Genomic DNA, 15402 nt, shown 5'->3' on the forward strand with positions numbered 1-15402 from the left:
GATGTCTCCTTCTCTTTTTTGGGGATGGTGCAAACGGCTGGGCCTACGCCCTCTTCTTGAACAACGCCGAGGCCCCGCTGGCGCGAGCCACCTCCTCGGCGGCCTGGCACAGCGCCGGTCCCAGCGCCTCCATCCGCTGCGGCGTGAGCCGCACCGACGGGCCCGCGATGGTGACGACCCCGATCGCCGTGCCGTCGGCGCCGAACACGGGCGCGGCCATGGCGGTCATCGCGGGGGCGAACACCTCGTTGATCATGCTGAAGCCGCGCTGGCGCGCCGCCTTCACGAAAGCCATCACGGCCTTGAGCGACGTGGGGGCCTTGGGGCCGTAGTCCTCGGGCTTGCCCAGCCCCTTCTTGGCGACGAGCGCCATCGCGTCGTCCTCGCCCATGGTGGACAGCCACGCGTGCCCGGCGGCGCTGCACGAGAGCGCGACCGACAGGCCCATGTCGGGGTCGTAGCGCAGGCCATGCGTGGCGCCTTGGGCCTTCGCGACAAAGGTCAGGTCTTCGCCGTCGACCACCGCCAGGCGCACGAGCTCGCCCGAGGTCGAGGCCAGCTGGTCGAGCAGCGGCTGCGCGATGTCGACGATGCCCGAGCGGCTGAGGAACGACAGGCTGATCGAGACCAGCTTGATGGTCAGCACGTAGTGGCCGTCGCGCGCCTCCTGCCGCACGTAGCCGCAGCGGATGAGCTCCGCGAGCAATCGGTGCGATGCACTCAATGGAATCTGCAATTCGCTGGCCAACGCCGACAGCGCGCACCCCTCGGGATGCTCCGCCAGATGTTCCAGCACCTTGAAGCTGCGTTCCAGTATTCCGCTCATTTCGTCCTCCAGATGTCGTCTCGTCAACGCGGGCGATGCGGCCCGCCACTCAGGGTCCGCCAGCGTAGCAGAACTCGGGGAAGGGATTTCCATTATGGAAATTCTTTCCAACAAAAATACGATCGCCTCCGTCCGGCATTTTTTCCTTCCCCCTTTCTTCCTTCCCGCCCGAGGACCCTTCGTGAAACTTCTTCGTATGCTTGCCGTGGCCGGCCTGTGCGCCGGCCTCACCGCCCCGTCGTGGGCGCAGCAGGAGCGCGTGATCCGCTTCGGCCACCTGAACAACGCCGACCACCCCGTGAGCTTCGGCGTCAAGCGCTTTGCCGAACTCCTGTCGGCCAAGAGCGGCGGCAAGATGAAGGTCCAGGAGTTCCCCGCCTCCCAGCTGGGCAACGAGATGCAGCAGCAGTCGGCCCTGCAGGGTGGTGTGCAACAGATGTCTGCGCCGGCCACCACGTCGCTGGCCGGCATCGTCAAGGAGTTCGGCCTCGTCGACTTCCCCTTCTCGGTGAACAACTTCGCACAGGCCGATGCGCTGCTCGACGGGCCTCTGGGCCAGGCCCTGATCGCCAAGCTCCCCGAGAAGGGCCTTGTCGCCCTGGGCTACTGGGACCTCGGGTTTCGCAACGTCACCAACAGCAAGCGTCCCATCGCCAAGCCTGAAGACCTCGAGGGCTTGAAGATCCGCGTGATCCCCAACCCTGTGTTCCTCGAGACCTTCAAGGCCTTCAAGGCCAACCCGGTGCCGATGCCCTTTGCCGAGCTGTACGGCGCCCTCGAAGCCAAGGCTGTCGATGGCCAGGAGAACCCCTATGCGGTGATCCTGTCGAACAAGTTCTACGAAGTGCAGAAGTTCGTCAGCGCCACCAACCACGTGTACGCCGCCAACATCGTGCTGGTGAGCAAGAAGTTCTGGGACTCGCTCACGCCCGCCGAGCAGAAGATGATGAACGACGCGGCCAACGAGGCGCGCGGCTACCAGCGCCAGGTCAGCCGCGCCGCCGCGCAGAAGGCCGTGGGCGACCTGCAGGCCAAGGGCGCGCAGTTCAACGAGCTCAGCGCCGCCGAGCAAAAGCGCATGCGCGACATCGCCAAACCCGTCGTCGACAAGTTCGCCGCCCAGTACGACCCCGCCATCGTCAAGCTCTACAACGACGAGCTCGCACGCATCCGCAAGTAAGTCAGCAAGCCAGCCCGTCCCTCACCGAAGCTCCCCATGAAGATCCTCGTTCTCCACGGCCCCAACCTCAACCTGTTCGGTCGCCGCGAACCGCACATCTACGGCAAGACCACGCTCGCCGAAATCAACGCGCAGTTGCAGGCCCTTGCCGGCGAACTCGGCGTGACGCTGGACACCATCCAGTCGAACCACGAAGGCGACCTGATCGACTTCCTGCACACCCACATCGACGATGCGCAGGGCGCGCTGGTGAACCCCGCCGGCCTCACGCAGCACGGCGTGCCGTTGCACGATGCGATCAAGGCCATGCCGTTCCCGACCATCGAGGTCCACATGTCCAACATCGCCGCGCGCGAAGCATGGCGCGCGCATTCGATCATCTCGCCGGCGGTGAAGGGCACGGTCCAGGGCCTGGGCCCGCTGTCGTACCTGGCGGCGCTGCGCGCGCTGGTCGACATGCAGCGCCAGGCGCAGGCGCAAGCACAGGCCTCCGCATGACCCGCTGGCTCGACCGGTGCTGCACCGGCATCGAGGCGCTGATCGCGGCCGCGCTCGCGGTCATGGTCGTGCTCGTGTTCGGCAACGTGGTGCTGCGCTACGGCTTCAACTCGGGCATCACGGTGTCCGAGGAAATCTCGCGCTGGCTCTTCATCTGGATGACCTTCCTGGGCGCCGTGGTGGCGCTGAAGGAGCACGGCCACCTGGGTGTGGACATGGTGGTGCAGAAGCTGCCCCCCATCGGCAAGAAGATCTGCCTGGCCGTCGGCCATGCAGTCATGCTCTACATCGTCTGGCTGCTGCTGCAAGGCAGCATCGCGCAGGCGCGCATCAACTGGGACGTGACGGCGCCCGTCACCGGTGCGTCGATGGCCATCGTCTACGCGGCGGGCATCGTGTTCTCGGTGCTCGCCGGGCTCATCCTGGCGCTCGACCTGCTGCGCCTGCTCACGGGGCGCATCGCCGACCATGAACTGGTGATGGTGCAGGAGTCGGAAGAAGCGGTGCAGCTGCAGCAGATCCTGGGTTCGCAAGACGCCAAGGAACCGGGGGCACGGCCATGACCATCGCTGTTTTCGTCGGCTCGCTGTTGCTCGCCATGGCGATGGGCATTCCCATCGCCTTCTCGCTGCTGGCCAGCGGCGTGGCGCTGATGTGGCACCTCGACCTGTTCGACGCGCAGATCCTCACACAGAACGTGATCGGCGGCGCTGACAGCTTTCCTCTGCTGGCCGTGCCCTTCTTCATGCTCGCGGGCGAGATCATGAACGTGGGCGGCCTGTCCAAGCGCATCGTCGACTTCGCGCTCGCGCTGGTCGGCCACGTGAAGGGCGGGCTGGGCTACGTGACCATCATGGCCGGCTGTCTGCTCTCGGCGCTCTCGGGCTCGGCCGTGGCCGACGCCGCCGCGCTCACCGCGCTGCTGCTGCCGATGATGGTGCGCGCGGGCCACGACAAGCCGCGCGCGGCCGGCCTCATTGCGGCCACCGGCGTGATCGGCCCCGTGATTCCGCCGAGCATCGGCCTGGTGATCTTCGGCGTGGCGGCGAACGTGTCGATCTCCAAGCTGTTTCTCGCGGCCATCGTGCCGGGCCTGCTGATCGGCGGCGCGCTGTGGATCACCTGGGCCTGGCTGGTGCGGCGCGAAAAGATCGTGCCGCCGCCGCGCAAGTCGTCGGCCGAGATTGCCGCCGCCTTCCGCAACGCGCTGTGGGCGCTGATGCTGCCGGTGATCATCCTCGTGGGCCTGCGCATGGGCGTGTTCACGCCCACCGAGGCCGCGGTGGTGGCCGCCGTGTACGCGCTGTTCGTGTCGACGGTGGTGTACCGCGAGATCACCTGGAAGGACCTGTACGCCATCTTCGTGAGCGCAGCCAAGACCAGCGCCATCGTGATGTTCCTGATCGCCGCGGCGATGGTGAGCGCCTGGCTCATCACGGTGGCCGACCTGCCCTCCAAGATCGTGGGCATGCTGCAGCCGTTCATGGGCAACCAGATGCTGCTCATGATCGCGATCATGGTGCTCGTGATGGTGGTGGGCACGGCGATGGACATGACGCCGACCATCCTCATCCTCACGCCGGTGCTCATGCCCGTGGTGAAGGCGGCCGGCATCGACCCCGTGTACTTCGGCGTGCTGTTCATCATCAACAACTCGATCGGTCTCGTCACGCCGCCGGTGGGCACGGTGCTCAACGTGGTGGCCGGCGTCGGCAAGATCTCGATGGACGACGTCACGCGCGGCGTGGTGCCGTTCATGCTGGCCGAGTTCGCGATCCTGTTCGTGATGGTGGCGTTTCCGCAGCTGGTGATCGTGCCGGCGCGGTGGTTCGGGGGCTGAGCCGATGCGCGCTATCTGTCTCGCCGCGCTCGCCCTGCTCGCGGCTTTGCCCGCGGCCGCACAAGACCCCGAGCGCGAGGTATTGCCCGAGCAGCGCCAGCGGCTGGCCTTCATCGCGCCCTCCGGCCTCGCGCCGCTGGGCAGCGGCAAGATGGTCTTCAGCGCCTTCCACGTCACAACCGGCCAGGAACTGTGGGTCACCGACGGCAGCAATGCCGGCACCACCTTGCTGAAGGACATCCGGCCGGGCTTCCGGGGGTCGTTCCCCGCCGGTCAGGTCGCATTCAAGGGCCACGTCTACACCACGGCCACCAACGGCGCGAGCGGGCTCGAACTGTGGCGCACCGACGGCACCGCCGCCGGCACGACGCAGGTGATCGACCTGCGCCCCGGCGAGGAAGGCGCGATGCCCAACGAGTTGACCGTGTTCCGCGACGCGCTCTACTTCGTGGCCGACGACGGCCAGACCGGCTTCCAGGTGTGGAAGACCACGGGCGATGCGAAGAGCACCACGCGCGTGTCCGCCGTCGACGCCGGGCCGCGCGCCCTCACCCGCCAGCTCACTGTGGCCGGCCCGCGCCTGTTCTTCACCGCAACCACGCGCACGCACGGCCACGAACTCTGGGTGACCGACGGCACGCCCGAGCACACGCGCCTCGTGAAGGACATTCGCCCGGGCCTTGAGGACGCGGGCATCCAGAACCTCACGGCCGTGGGCAACGACCTCTACTTCACCGCGCACGACGGCGAACACGGCACCGAGCTGTGGAAGAGCGACGGCACCGCACACGGCACGCAGCTGGTGAAAGACCTGCGCTCCGGCGCCGCGCCCTCGCGGCCGACGCACCTGGCAGTGCTGGGCCGCACGCTGTACTTCTCGGCCGACGACGGCGTGCACGGCATCGAGCTGTGGAAGACCGACGGCACCGCGAAGGGCACAGTGCTGGTGAAGGACATCCGCCCCGGCCCGAGCGGCGCCATGTCGAGCGCGATCGCCGTGATGGGCGGCAAGCTCTACTTCGCCGCGACCGACGGCGTGTCGGGCGCGGAGCTGTGGCGCAGCGACGGCACGGCGGCGGGCACGGTGCGCGTGAAGGACATCGCACCGGGCGCGGAGAACGGCTCACCAGCGCGCTTCGCCGTCATCGGCGCGCGCCTGTGGTTCGCGGCGAACGGCGGCGGTGGCCGTGGCGTCGAGCCGTGGACCAGCGACGGCACGCCGGCCGGCACGCGTGCGGTGGCCGACCTGGCCGCGGGCGAACGCCACGCCATGCCGCTGGGCTTTCGCGCGCTGGGCGACGCGGTGCTCTTCGTGGCCGACGACGGCCATGGCAACGACCGGCTGTGGTCGCACCGCAGGGACGGCAAGGTGACATTGATCGGCGATCCGCTCAAGGAGCGGCTGCGCTGACACCGAAGGCCTGCGTGGCCGCGTAGTCGCGCAAGGCCTGCTGCATGGCTACGGCGATGGCGGGGTGCGTCGGGTCGTGGCCCGCGCCCTGCGCCCACTGCAGCGGCGCGCCCAGCACCTGCGCCAGCGCCTGAGCGCCCTCGGGCGGACACAGCGCGTCCTGCGTGCCGTGCACGATCAGTGTGGGAACAGCAGGCAATGCGACGCAGCGCTGCAACAACGAGGGCGCATCGAGCCAGCAGCCGTGCCGCAGGTAGTGGCTCTGCACGCGGTAGCGCGCCACGAGCCGCGGCAGCGTCGCTTCGTCGATCGGCGGCGCTGTGCCTCCGGTGGCGAGGCGCTGCTCCCAGTCGAACCAGTGGCGCGTCAGCGCGCACTGCCGCGCCCAGGTGCCGTGCGCGAAGACCTCGGCGATCGGCACCGTCACCGGGCATTGCCGGCGCCCGGCCTCGTCCCACAGTGCGCGCCATGCGGGGCCGTCGTGCTGCAGGGCGCCAGCGAAGAGCGCGTGGATGTCGCCCGGGCGCGCGAGGAACACGTTGCGCAGCAGCAGGCCCGCGACGGCCTCCGGTGCGTCGAGCGCATGCATCAGCGCCAGCGTGGCACCCCACGAGCCGCCCACCACCAGCCATCGATCGATGCGCAGGTGCGCGCGCAGCAGACGCAGGTCGGCCAGCAGATCGGCGAGCGTGTTGTGTTCGATCGATCCTGCAGGTGTGCTGAGGCCCGAACCGCGCTGGTCAGGGCAGACGATGCGGTAGTGCGCCGGATCGAAGCCCCGGCGCAACAGCGGCGAGCAGCCCGAGCCCGGCCCGCCGTGCAACACCACCACCGGCAGGCCCGCCGGGTTGCCATGCTCCTCGACGTGCATCACATGCCCGCCGTCCAGAGGCAGGCGATGGGTGATCGTCATTGGCGCGTGTTCTCAGCTCAGCGCGTTCGCGTCGGTGCGAAAGACGAGGTCGCCCGCACGCCGCGCGCCCGGCACGAAGCGGATCGGCGTGCCGACGTCGCGCGGATCACCCGCCGCCTTGACCATCGCCTCCACCTCCTCATGCCGCGGACTCTTGGGGCACACCGGGTCCGTGGCCGCCGCGTCGCCCGTCAGCAGGAAGGCCTGGCAGCGACAGCCGCCGTGGTCCTTCTCCTTCTCGTCGCAGCTCTGGCAGGTGCTGCTCATCCAGCCCGTGCCACGGTAGGCGCCGAAGGCCGGGCTCTCCTGCCAGATGCTGCGGATGCTGTGCTCGCGCACATTGGGAAAGTCGAGCCCGGGCAGCATGCGCGCGCTGTGGCACGGCAGCGCCACGCCGTCGGGCGCGACCACGAGGAACACGCTGCCCCACCCCGCCATGCAGGGCTTGGGCTTGCCTTCTGCGTAGTCGGGCACCACCCAGAGGATCTTCATGCGGCCGTCCAGGCCCGGGCGGTGGGTTTCCACCACCGCTTCGGCCGTGGCCAGCATGTCGCGCGAGGGCATCAACATCTCGCGGTTGCGCCAGGCCCAGCCGTAGTACTGCACGTTGGCGAGTTCGAGAAAGTCGGCCTCCATTGCCTCGGCCATCTCGATGATGCGCCCCACGTGCGGCAGGTTGTAGCGGTGCATCACGCAGTTCAGCACCATCGGGTAGCCGAGCTCCTTGATGGTGCGGGCCACGCGCTGCTTGAGGTCGAAGGTCTTCGTGGAGCTGAGGAAGTCGTTGAGCTCGCGGCTCGAATCCTGGAACGACAGCTGGATGTGGTCCAGCCCTGCCCGCTTCAACGTCTCTGCGCGCTGCGGCGTGAGACCCACGCCCGAGGTGATCAGGTTGGTATAGAAGCCGAGCTCGTGCGCCGCCGCGACCAGCTCGGGCAGGTCGTCGCGCAGCAGCGGCTCGCCGCCCGAGAAGCCCAGCTGCACCGCGCCCATCGCGCGTGCTTCGCGAAACACGCGAATCCATTCGGCCGTGTCCAGCTCCTCGCGGTAGCGCGTGTAGTCGACCGGGTTGGAGCAGAAGGCGCAGTGCAGCGGACAGCGGTAGGTCAGCTCGGCCAGCAGCCACAGCGGCGGCTTGGCCACGGCGCGGGGTTGCAGCTCAGCGGATCCAGTGGCGTCCATGGGCCTGCTCCAGGAATTCGAGCACGTCGGCATGCAGGTCGCTCTCGCCGAAGGTGCGCTCCAGGTCGGCCACAAGCGCGGCCACCGAGGTCTTGCCGTCGCAGCGCTGCAGGATCTCGGCCGCCGGCCCGTTCAGCTTGATCATGCCCTCGGGGAACAGCAGCACGTGGCACTGCTGCGCCTCTTCCCATTGCATGCGGTAGATCGAGGTGAGCGCCGGCTGGGCATCGTCGGTCCATGCGGTCATGGCTGCTGGTCTTTCGGAAGGTCGTCGGGATAAGCCTTCTCGATCGCGTCGAGCATGGCCCAGAGGATGTCGAGCTTGAAGCCCAGGATGTGCAGCGCGCGCTGCTGCCGCTCGCGCGTGGTGCACCACTGCATCGCCACTTCGAGGCCGTGCTCGACGTCGCGGTCGGCCAGCGGAATGCGGCTGCGAAAGTAGTCCAGGCCCGAGGTGTCGATCCACGGGTAGTGCGTGGGCCAGCCCGCGAGCCGGTCCTTGTGGATGCGCGGCGCGAACATCTCGGTGAGCGACGAAATCACCGCCTCCTGCCACGGCGCCGTGCGCGCGAAGTTGACGTAGGCATCGACCGCGAAGCGCACGCCGGGCACCACGAGCGCATGCGACTCGAGCACCTCGCGCGCCAGGCCGGTGGCGATGCCCAGGCGGGTCCAGATCTCGATGCCGCCCGCGTTGGCGCCTTCATGGTCGCCATGCCCGTCGTGGTCGAGCATGCGCACCACCCAGCGCCGGCGCGTGGCGCGGTCGTCGCAGTTGGACAGAACGGCGGCGTCCTTCACCGGGATGCGGCACTGGTAGTAGAAGCGGTTCGCCACCCAGCCGCGCACCTGGAAGGGCTGCAGCTCGCCCGCGTTGAGCCGGCGATTGAACGGGTGGTGGCTGTGGTAGCGCGACTCCATGGCGCGCAACCTCGCTTCGAACGCCTGCGGGGACCATGGGCCTTGTGTCTCTTGGGTCACGTGTTCAGATCTCCAGGGCCATGCCGTCGAACGCGACCTCGATGCCGCGGCGCACGAGCTGCGCACGCTGTGGCCCGTCTTCGTCCAGGATGGGGTTGCTGTTGTTGATGTGGATGAGCACCTTGCGCCGCGCTGCGCAGGCGTCGAGCGCCTGCAGCATGCCGGGGCCGTGCGGCCCGTCGCACTGCGGCAGGTGGCCCATGTCGGCCGCGTGCTTCTTGCCGAGCCCGGCCGTGACCATCTCGTCTTCGGTCCAGAAGGTGCCGTCGACGAGCACGCAGTCGCAGGCGTCGAGGCTGCGGCGCTCGGCCTCGCCGACCTGCGCCAGGCCCGGCGCGTAGAGCAGGCGCTTGCCGGTGGCGGGGTCTTCGATGAGCACCGCGGCGTTCTCGCTGCGCGCCTCGGTCTGGCGGCGCGGCGAATACGGCGGCGCCTTGCCGGGCACCGGCACGGCCTGCAGCCGCAGGCCGGCGATGTCGTGCCAGGCACCGCCGCCGGCCTCGAGCGACAACGGGTGCCAGGTCACGCCGCAGTAGCTGTCGAGCGTGCGCAGCAGCGGCAGGCTGCCGCTGAGGTCGTCATGGGCCTCGGGCGTGCAGTACAGCTGCAGCCGCTGCCCTTCGCGCAGGCTCAGCAGGCCTGCGACGTGGTCGATTTGAGAGTCCATCAGCACCACCGCCTCGATCGGCGAATGGCGCAGTCCGTGGCGCGGCCACAGGGCCGGCGAGGCGCGCAGTTGCGCGCCGAGGTCGGGGGAGGCATTCAGCAGAATCCAGCGTTCGCCATCGGCCGACACGGCGATCGAACTCTGCGTGCGGGGCATGGCCCGCACCTGCCCGCTTCGCTGGCCGGCGCACAGGCGGCAATTGCAATTCCATTGAGGGAAGCCACCGCCCGCTCCCGAACCCAGCACCAGAATCTTCATGGGGGCCCAACAAAAAAACACGGCACCGGCGCAAGGCCGGTGCCGTGGGTCTGCGCGCTCAGCGAGCGGAGATGTACATCGTGATTTCGAAACCGAAACGCATTTCTTCGAACTCAGGCTTGCACCATTTCATCGCATTGCTCCTTCAGTGGTTGGGGTTGAGGACATATCAATAGACGACGATCTTTCCCGTCGGGCGCGGGCTATGGCAGTCGTTGTAAAAGTATTCGCCCGGCGTGTCAAAGGTGTGGGTCTGCGACTGGCCCGGGTTCAGCCTGAAATTGAACCGCCCTTCGAAGAACTGCGTGGCGCAGTGGGTGTTGGCGTTGGCTGCGGGGTTGGTGAAGGTCACGGCGGTGTTGACGGGCACGCGCATGAAGGTCGGCGTCATGGCATTGACGGCCGTCGACTCGGTCGCGCCCGGTTCGTTCGTCGGCGTCTGCACGCGCGCCAGGAACACGGTGTTCGGCGTCGGCAGTGCCGCGCCCTCCACCGCCGCGCCCGACACGGGCCGACGCACCACGGGCGGTGTCGGCGTAGCGGCCGCGGTCACCGCGCCGCCGACCTTGAAGGCCCACAGCCGGTCGCCGCGCGGGGCCGAGTCGCCGTACGGAATGCTGGTGCCGCCCGAGAACACCGCGATGTACTGCTCGCCGTCGATCTCGTAGGAGACCGGGCTCGCGCTGATCGCCGCGCCGGTCTGGAAGCGCCACAGCTCGGTGCCGTCCTGCGCATCGAGCGCCAGCAGGTTGCCGTCGGGCTGCCCGATGAACAGCAGGTCGGAGGCCGTGCTCAGGATACCGTTGCCGTGCGCCACCGAGTACGGCAGCGGCTTCTTCCATTTGACGAGGTTGGTGCTCGGGTCGACCGCCACGACCGCCCCGGTCATGTAGGTGCCCGGCGGGCGCAGGCCGTTGCTCGACTCGCTGAGCGAGTGCGCCGCCGACACGTAGCCCATGCCCGTGTAGACCAGGCCCGTGCGCTGGCTGAAGGACTGGTGGTTCCAGTTGGCACCGCCGCCGTGGCCCGGGATGGACAGGATCGGCACGTCCCAGTGCGCGTCGTACAGGCAGCCCTTCGTGTAGTTGGGCACCGCGCGGTTCGGGTCGCCCGGAATGGCCGTGCCCAGCGGCTGGTCGACGATGCAGGTCTCGGTCCAGGCGCCCTGGCGCGGCAGGGGCTGCGTGGGCCAGCTGGCCTGGCGGGCGTCCTGCTTCACGGGCACTTCGTCGATGCCCAGCGGCGCGCTGCCGTCCTTGCGATCGAGGATGTAGTACATGCCCGTCTTGCTGCCGTAGATGACGACCTTGCGGTCCTTGCCGTCGATCTTCACATCGGCGAGCACCGGCGACATCACGTTGTCCATGTCCCAGATGTCGTGGTGCACCGACTGGAAGTGCCACTTGTACTCGCCGCTCTTCAGGTCGAGCGCGACGATGGAGTTGGCGAACAGGTTCTGGCCCGGGCGCGAGGAGCCGTCTTGCGACGAGCCGCCGCGCACGTTGCCGAAGGTCCAGTACACCAGGCCCAGCTCGGGATCGACCGCGGGATGAATCCACGGCGTGGCGCCGGTGCGTGCCGTGTCGGGTGCGCCGCCCCAGGTGTCGTAGCCGAGTTCGCCCGCGCGGGGCACGCCCCAGAAGGTGGTCAGCACCTTGCCGGTGAGTGCGTCGGCCGAGAACGCGGCGCCGCGGTTGCCATCGTTGGTGCCCAGGTACAGGCGCTTGTCGTGGTAGACCAGCGCGACCTTCTGCAGCGCGCCCTTGTAGTCGGGGTCGGTGCTGCTGGTCGGGTACTGCTTGATCCACTCGACGGCGCCGGTGTCGGTGCGCAGTGCCACGAGGCGATTGCCGGTGGCCACGGTGAACACCAGGCCCAGGTCTTTGGCGACGGCCACGCCGCGGCGGGTGATGCCGCCGTAGGGCGTGGTCCACTTCCACTTGGTCACACCGGTCTTGCCGTCCACCGCGACCACGTTGCCCAGTGCGGACTCGATGTAGAGCACGCCGTCGACGACGACGGTGGTGCTCTGGTTGTTGCCGGTGGTCATGCCGCCTTCGATCTGGTTGACCCAGGCACCACCGAGTTGCGTGACCAGGCCCTTGTTGATCTTGCGCAGGCTCGAATAGTTCTGGTTGCCCAGGTTGCCGCCGACCTTCGGAAAGTCCTTGTCGCCGGCGGTGCAGCAGTCCGACAGGTCGGCCGCGGGTGTGGCGGCGGCCGGTGGCGATGCGGGCGGCGGAGTGCCGGCAGACGGCGACGGCGCAGGGGCCGGCACGACGGGCAGCACGGGCGTGCCGCCACCGCCGCTGGAGCCGCCACAGGCGGTGATCAGCAACGGCGATGCAAGCACGCCGCACGAGATCAGCAGCGTGACCAATGATTTTTTCTTCATGGATGTCTCTACTCGGTGAACGTTGGAACAGGGATGTTCGAAACGACCGGTGGCGCGCACGGCGCCGCACCGGCCCCGGGAGGTCGTGGTTACTCGGTGGTGCAGAAAGGTGTCAGCCCCATCGCCGACTTCACGCCTTGCACGACGAGCTTCTGGAACTCGATCGCGCCCACGCCCGACAGGTCGGCGGTGAACGAGTGCGCGTTGTGCCCGAGGGTCGTGAGCCATGCGCGACCGCCGTCGTAGTACTGGCACCAGGCGACCGGATGGAAGTCGGCGTGGCCGGGATGCGGCGCGGAGGTGAGCGGCTTCAGCGTCGAGGTGTCGACCTTGGCCAGGAACTTCACCTTCGTCGGGAAGGGCATCAGGTTGTACCACTCGTCCTGGAACGAGAAGCGCTTGGGCACGTCCTTCGTCGAAGGGTCGTCCGAGACGATCTCGACGTCGCCCGCGCGGTTCGGTCCGTGGTTGTAGAAGTTCGCGTTGCCCAGCAGGCCTTCGTAGTAGGGCCAGTTGTATTCCGCGCCGAAGGCGTTGTGCAGGCCGACGAAGCCGCCACCGCGGCGCATGTAGTTGCGCAGTGCGGTGCGCGCGGCATCCTGGCTGGTGCTCACGGCGCCGTTCCACAAGGTGTCGCGGTTCGAGCTCGCGAAGATGATCGCCTTGTAGTTGTTGATGCGGCTGCCCAGCACGGCCACGTCCTCGGTCCAGTCGACCGTGATGCCCTCGGCCGACAGCATGCGCACGAGGCCTGCCTGCATCACGTTGTCGGTGTTCATCGTCGGGTTCAGGCCGGCCGCCATCGGCGTGCCGAGCACGGCATGGCGCGGGCCGGCGGTGCGCGAGTAGATCAGCACGCGGTCGGGCGTGCTGGCGAAGGCGCCCCAGTCGTTGTAGCACTTGGGGTTGGTGCCGCGGCAGACGTTGTAGTACTCGTCGAAGCTGTCGTCGACCTCGGCCACCGGCTCGGTGGGCGTGGCTGGCACTTCGTCGGTCGGTGCGGGCGGCGGTGCCGATGCAGCGGGCGCGGGCGCCACGGGCAGGAACGGCAAGGCCGCCCCGCCGCCGCCGTCGCCTCCACCGCAGGCACTCAATGCCAGTGCGAGCGCAGCGGCCGATGCAAGTCCGAAGGGAATGGATCTGGGATGTGTCAACGGAGTCTCCTCTTGGTGGTCAATGGCGGAATCGGACGGGCGCACGCGCCCAGCACGTGTCGCTGCGCCGCGGGTGGCGGCAGGCGCAGACGTGGGAGTGACGGAAATTGCCGGCGGGAACGAAGAAGGAATTCGTCGTCGGCCGTGGGGACGCGCTACTTGCGGATGCGCACGAGTTCGTCGTTGTAGAGCTTGACGATGGCGGGGTCGTACTGGGCGGCGAACTTGTCGACGACGGGCTTGGCGATGTCTCGCATGCGCTTTTGTTCCGCGGCGCTGAGTTCGTTGAACTGTGCGCCCTTGGCCTGCAGGTCGCCCACGGCCTTCTGTGCTGCAGCGCGGCTCACTTGCCGCTGGTAGCCGCGCGCCTCGTTGGCCGCGTCGTTCATCATCTTCTGCTCGGCGGGCGTGAGCGAGTCCCAGAACTTCTTGCTCACCAGCACGATGTTGGCGGCGTACACGTGGTTGGTGGCGCTCACGAACTTCTGCACTTCGTAGAACTTGTTCGACAGGATCACCGCATAGGGGTTCTCCTGGCCATCGACTGCCTTGGCTTCGAGGGCGCCGTACAGCTCGGCGAAGGGCATCGGCACCGGGTTGGCCTTGAAGGCCTTGAAGGTTTCGAGGAACACGGGGTTGGGGATCACGCGGATCTTCAGACCTTCGAGGTCTTCAGGCTTGGCGATGGGGCGCTTGCTGTTGGTGACGTTGCGAAAGCCCAGGTCCCAGTAGCCCAGGGCCACGAGGCCCTTCTCGGGGAGCTTGGCGATGAGGGCTTGTCCCAGGGGCCCGTCGAGCAGCGCATCGGCCTGCGCGAAGTTGTTCACCGAGAAGGGGAAGTCGACGAGGCCGAACTCCTTGACGATGCCTGCGAGCGACGTGGTGGCCGGCGCCGACATCTGCTGCACGCCGCCCTGCAGGGCCGACTGCTGCTGCATCTCGTTACCCAGCTGCGAGGCGGGGAACTCCTGGACCTTCATCTTGCCGCCGCTCTTGGCCGACAGGAGTTCGGCAAAGCGCTTGACGCCGAAGCTCACGGGATGGTCGGCGTTGTTCAGGTGGCCGAAGCGGATCACGCGCTCCTGCTGCGCTTGCGCAACAGCAGGAACGACCAGGGCGAGGGCAAGGCCGGCGGTGGCCAGCGAGCGGTAAAGCGTTCTCAAAGTTGTTCTCCAGCGTGCGATTGAGCGGTCCATGCCGGGGCGCTTCACACGCGCTCCGACTCCTGGCGGCGCGATCTTATCGATTTAGTGGAAAATCTTTCTACTAGTGAAAACACTTGGCAAAATGCTAGAGTCGTCTCATGACAGCCATACTCGAACGCAGCTTCAAGGTGCTCGAACACCTCTCCGGCCACCCCGAGGGCCGTGCGCTTTCCGCGCTTTCTGCCGAGCTGGAAATGCCGTTGAGCGCCACCCACCGCCTGCTGAGCGAACTGGTGCGCTACGGCTATGTGCGGCAGGACCAGAGCCATGGCGACTACATGCTGACCATCAAGCTGGTGTCGCTGGGCCTGAGCTTCTTGAGCAACAGCGGCATCGTCGACGTGGCGCAGCCGCTGCTCGACCGGCTCGCGGTCGCATCGGGCGAACTGGTGCGGCTGGCGGTGGTCGACGGCGACGAGCTCACCTTCGTCGCGAAGGCGCAAGGCGCCACGCGCGGGCTGCGTTACGACCCGGACATGGGCCTGTCGGTGAACCTCTCATGCAGCTCCGCGGGCCACGCATGGCTCTCGACCATGACGGACGAACAGGCGCTGCAGCTCGTCGCGAAGCAGGGCTTCGGCCAGCCGGAAGACTTCGGCCCCAAGGCGCCGACCACCGTGAAGGCGCTGCTCGTTTTCCTGCGCGCCACACGCAAGCGCGGTTTCTCGATGATCAACGAGGTGTTCGCCCCCGCGATGACGGCCATGGCCGCGCCGGTGCGCGGTGCGCACGGCGGCGTGATCGGCGTCATCACCATCGCGGGGCCGCTGGTGCGGCTCACGGAAGAACGCATGCTCGCGCTGGGCCCGCAGCTGCTGGCCGCGGCGGACGACGTGGCGCGGGCCAGCGGCGCGTCCGCACTGTTCAAGCGCCGGGCCTGAAGGCCCTGCCA

At 68.0% G+C, this 15402-nt stretch carries 16 protein-coding genes; 6 read left to right on the forward strand and 10 right to left on the reverse strand.

Annotated elements, in window-relative coordinates; translation table 11 throughout:
- Window positions 1–43 precede the first annotated feature (43 nt).
- Window positions 44–826: an IclR family transcriptional regulator gene (locus tag ACAM52_RS17350; RefSeq protein ID WP_062476577.1), complete on the reverse strand. Its 783-nt coding sequence runs from the start codon at window positions 824–826 to the stop codon at window positions 44–46.
- Window positions 827–1022: 196 nt separating this feature from the next.
- Between ACAM52_RS17350 and ACAM52_RS17355 the strand changes: the two genes are divergently transcribed.
- From ACAM52_RS17355 to ACAM52_RS17375, 5 genes are read left to right on the forward strand one after another with little or no spacing between them, the layout of a single operon-like run.
- On the forward strand, window positions 1023–2006 hold the full coding sequence (locus tag ACAM52_RS17355) for a TRAP transporter substrate-binding protein (RefSeq protein WP_139705810.1): 984 nt from the start codon (window positions 1023–1025) through the stop codon (window positions 2004–2006).
- Between the two features lie 36 nt (window positions 2007–2042).
- Window positions 2043–2504 (forward strand): type II 3-dehydroquinate dehydratase, encoded by a 462-nt coding sequence (locus ACAM52_RS17360; protein ID WP_062476570.1) that lies wholly within the window; start codon window positions 2043–2045, stop codon window positions 2502–2504.
- A complete protein-coding gene (locus ACAM52_RS17365) occupies window positions 2501–3067 on the forward strand; it encodes a TRAP transporter small permease (protein ID WP_062476567.1) in 567 nt (188 codons plus the stop codon). Before ACAM52_RS17360 ends, ACAM52_RS17365 begins: the two co-directional genes overlap by 4 nt.
- Complete coding sequence (locus ACAM52_RS17370) at window positions 3064–4344, forward strand: TRAP transporter large permease (RefSeq protein ID WP_062476564.1); 1281 nt, start codon at window positions 3064–3066, stop codon at window positions 4342–4344. The genes ACAM52_RS17365 and ACAM52_RS17370 overlap by 4 nt, the downstream gene beginning before the upstream one ends.
- Before the next feature lie 4 nt (window positions 4345–4348).
- A complete protein-coding gene (locus tag ACAM52_RS17375; protein ID WP_369644107.1) occupies window positions 4349–5755 on the forward strand; it encodes an ELWxxDGT repeat protein in 1407 nt (468 codons plus the stop codon).
- On the opposite strand, the gene ACAM52_RS17380 is transcribed toward ACAM52_RS17375, so the two are convergent.
- The 9 genes from ACAM52_RS17380 to ACAM52_RS17420 form a co-directional block, all read right to left on the reverse strand.
- Window positions 5736–6668: an alpha/beta fold hydrolase gene (locus ACAM52_RS17380; protein ID WP_369644108.1), complete on the reverse strand. Its 933-nt coding sequence runs from the start codon at window positions 6666–6668 to the stop codon at window positions 5736–5738. The two genes, ACAM52_RS17375 and ACAM52_RS17380, sit on opposite strands and share 20 nt — an antisense overlap.
- Window positions 6669–6680: 12 nt before the next feature.
- Window positions 6681–7850 carry a pyrroloquinoline quinone biosynthesis protein PqqE gene (gene pqqE, locus ACAM52_RS17385; RefSeq protein ID WP_369644109.1) on the reverse strand — a complete coding sequence of 390 codons (1170 nt, stop codon included), beginning with the start codon at window positions 7848–7850 and terminating at the stop codon, window positions 6681–6683.
- Window positions 7828–8097 carry a pyrroloquinoline quinone biosynthesis peptide chaperone PqqD gene (gene pqqD / locus ACAM52_RS17390; RefSeq protein ID WP_070059765.1) on the reverse strand — a complete coding sequence of 90 codons (270 nt, stop codon included), beginning with the start codon at window positions 8095–8097 and terminating at the stop codon, window positions 7828–7830. The genes pqqE and pqqD overlap by 23 nt, the downstream gene beginning before the upstream one ends.
- Window positions 8094–8771 (reverse strand): pyrroloquinoline-quinone synthase PqqC, encoded by a 678-nt coding sequence (gene pqqC, locus ACAM52_RS17395; RefSeq protein ID WP_235926691.1) that lies wholly within the window; start codon window positions 8769–8771, stop codon window positions 8094–8096. Before pqqC ends, pqqD begins: the two co-directional genes overlap by 4 nt.
- Window positions 8772–8835: 64 nt before the next feature.
- Window positions 8836–9756 carry a pyrroloquinoline quinone biosynthesis protein PqqB gene (pqqB, locus tag ACAM52_RS17400; RefSeq protein WP_369644110.1) on the reverse strand — a complete coding sequence of 307 codons (921 nt, stop codon included), beginning with the start codon at window positions 9754–9756 and terminating at the stop codon, window positions 8836–8838.
- 58 nt (window positions 9757–9814) lie between these two features.
- Entirely contained in the window at window positions 9815–9889 is a 75-nt protein-coding gene (pqqA, locus tag ACAM52_RS17405; protein WP_013539171.1) for a pyrroloquinoline quinone precursor peptide PqqA, read from the reverse strand.
- A gap of 36 nt (window positions 9890–9925) precedes the next feature.
- Entirely contained in the window at window positions 9926–12151 is a 2226-nt protein-coding gene (locus ACAM52_RS17410; protein ID WP_369644111.1) for a PQQ-binding-like beta-propeller repeat protein, read from the reverse strand.
- An 89-nt stretch (window positions 12152–12240) separates the two neighbouring features.
- Window positions 12241–13305 carry a ThuA domain-containing protein gene (locus tag ACAM52_RS17415; RefSeq protein WP_369644112.1) on the reverse strand — a complete coding sequence of 355 codons (1065 nt, stop codon included), beginning with the start codon at window positions 13303–13305 and terminating at the stop codon, window positions 12241–12243.
- A 155-nt stretch (window positions 13306–13460) separates the two neighbouring features.
- Window positions 13461–14468, reverse strand: coding sequence for a TRAP transporter substrate-binding protein (locus ACAM52_RS17420; RefSeq protein ID WP_083277155.1), 1008 nt, complete (start codon window positions 14466–14468; stop codon window positions 13461–13463).
- A gap of 140 nt (window positions 14469–14608) precedes the next feature.
- Here ACAM52_RS17420 and ACAM52_RS17425 point away from each other — a divergent pair, with 140 nt between their 5' ends.
- A complete protein-coding gene (locus ACAM52_RS17425; RefSeq protein ID WP_062481672.1) occupies window positions 14609–15391 on the forward strand; it encodes an IclR family transcriptional regulator in 783 nt (260 codons plus the stop codon).
- Window positions 15392–15402: the final 11 nt, after the last annotated feature.

It is taken from the genome of Variovorax sp. V118 (assembly GCF_041154445.1).
GTDB classification, from domain to species: domain Bacteria; phylum Pseudomonadota; class Gammaproteobacteria; order Burkholderiales; family Burkholderiaceae_C; genus Variovorax; species Variovorax boronicumulans.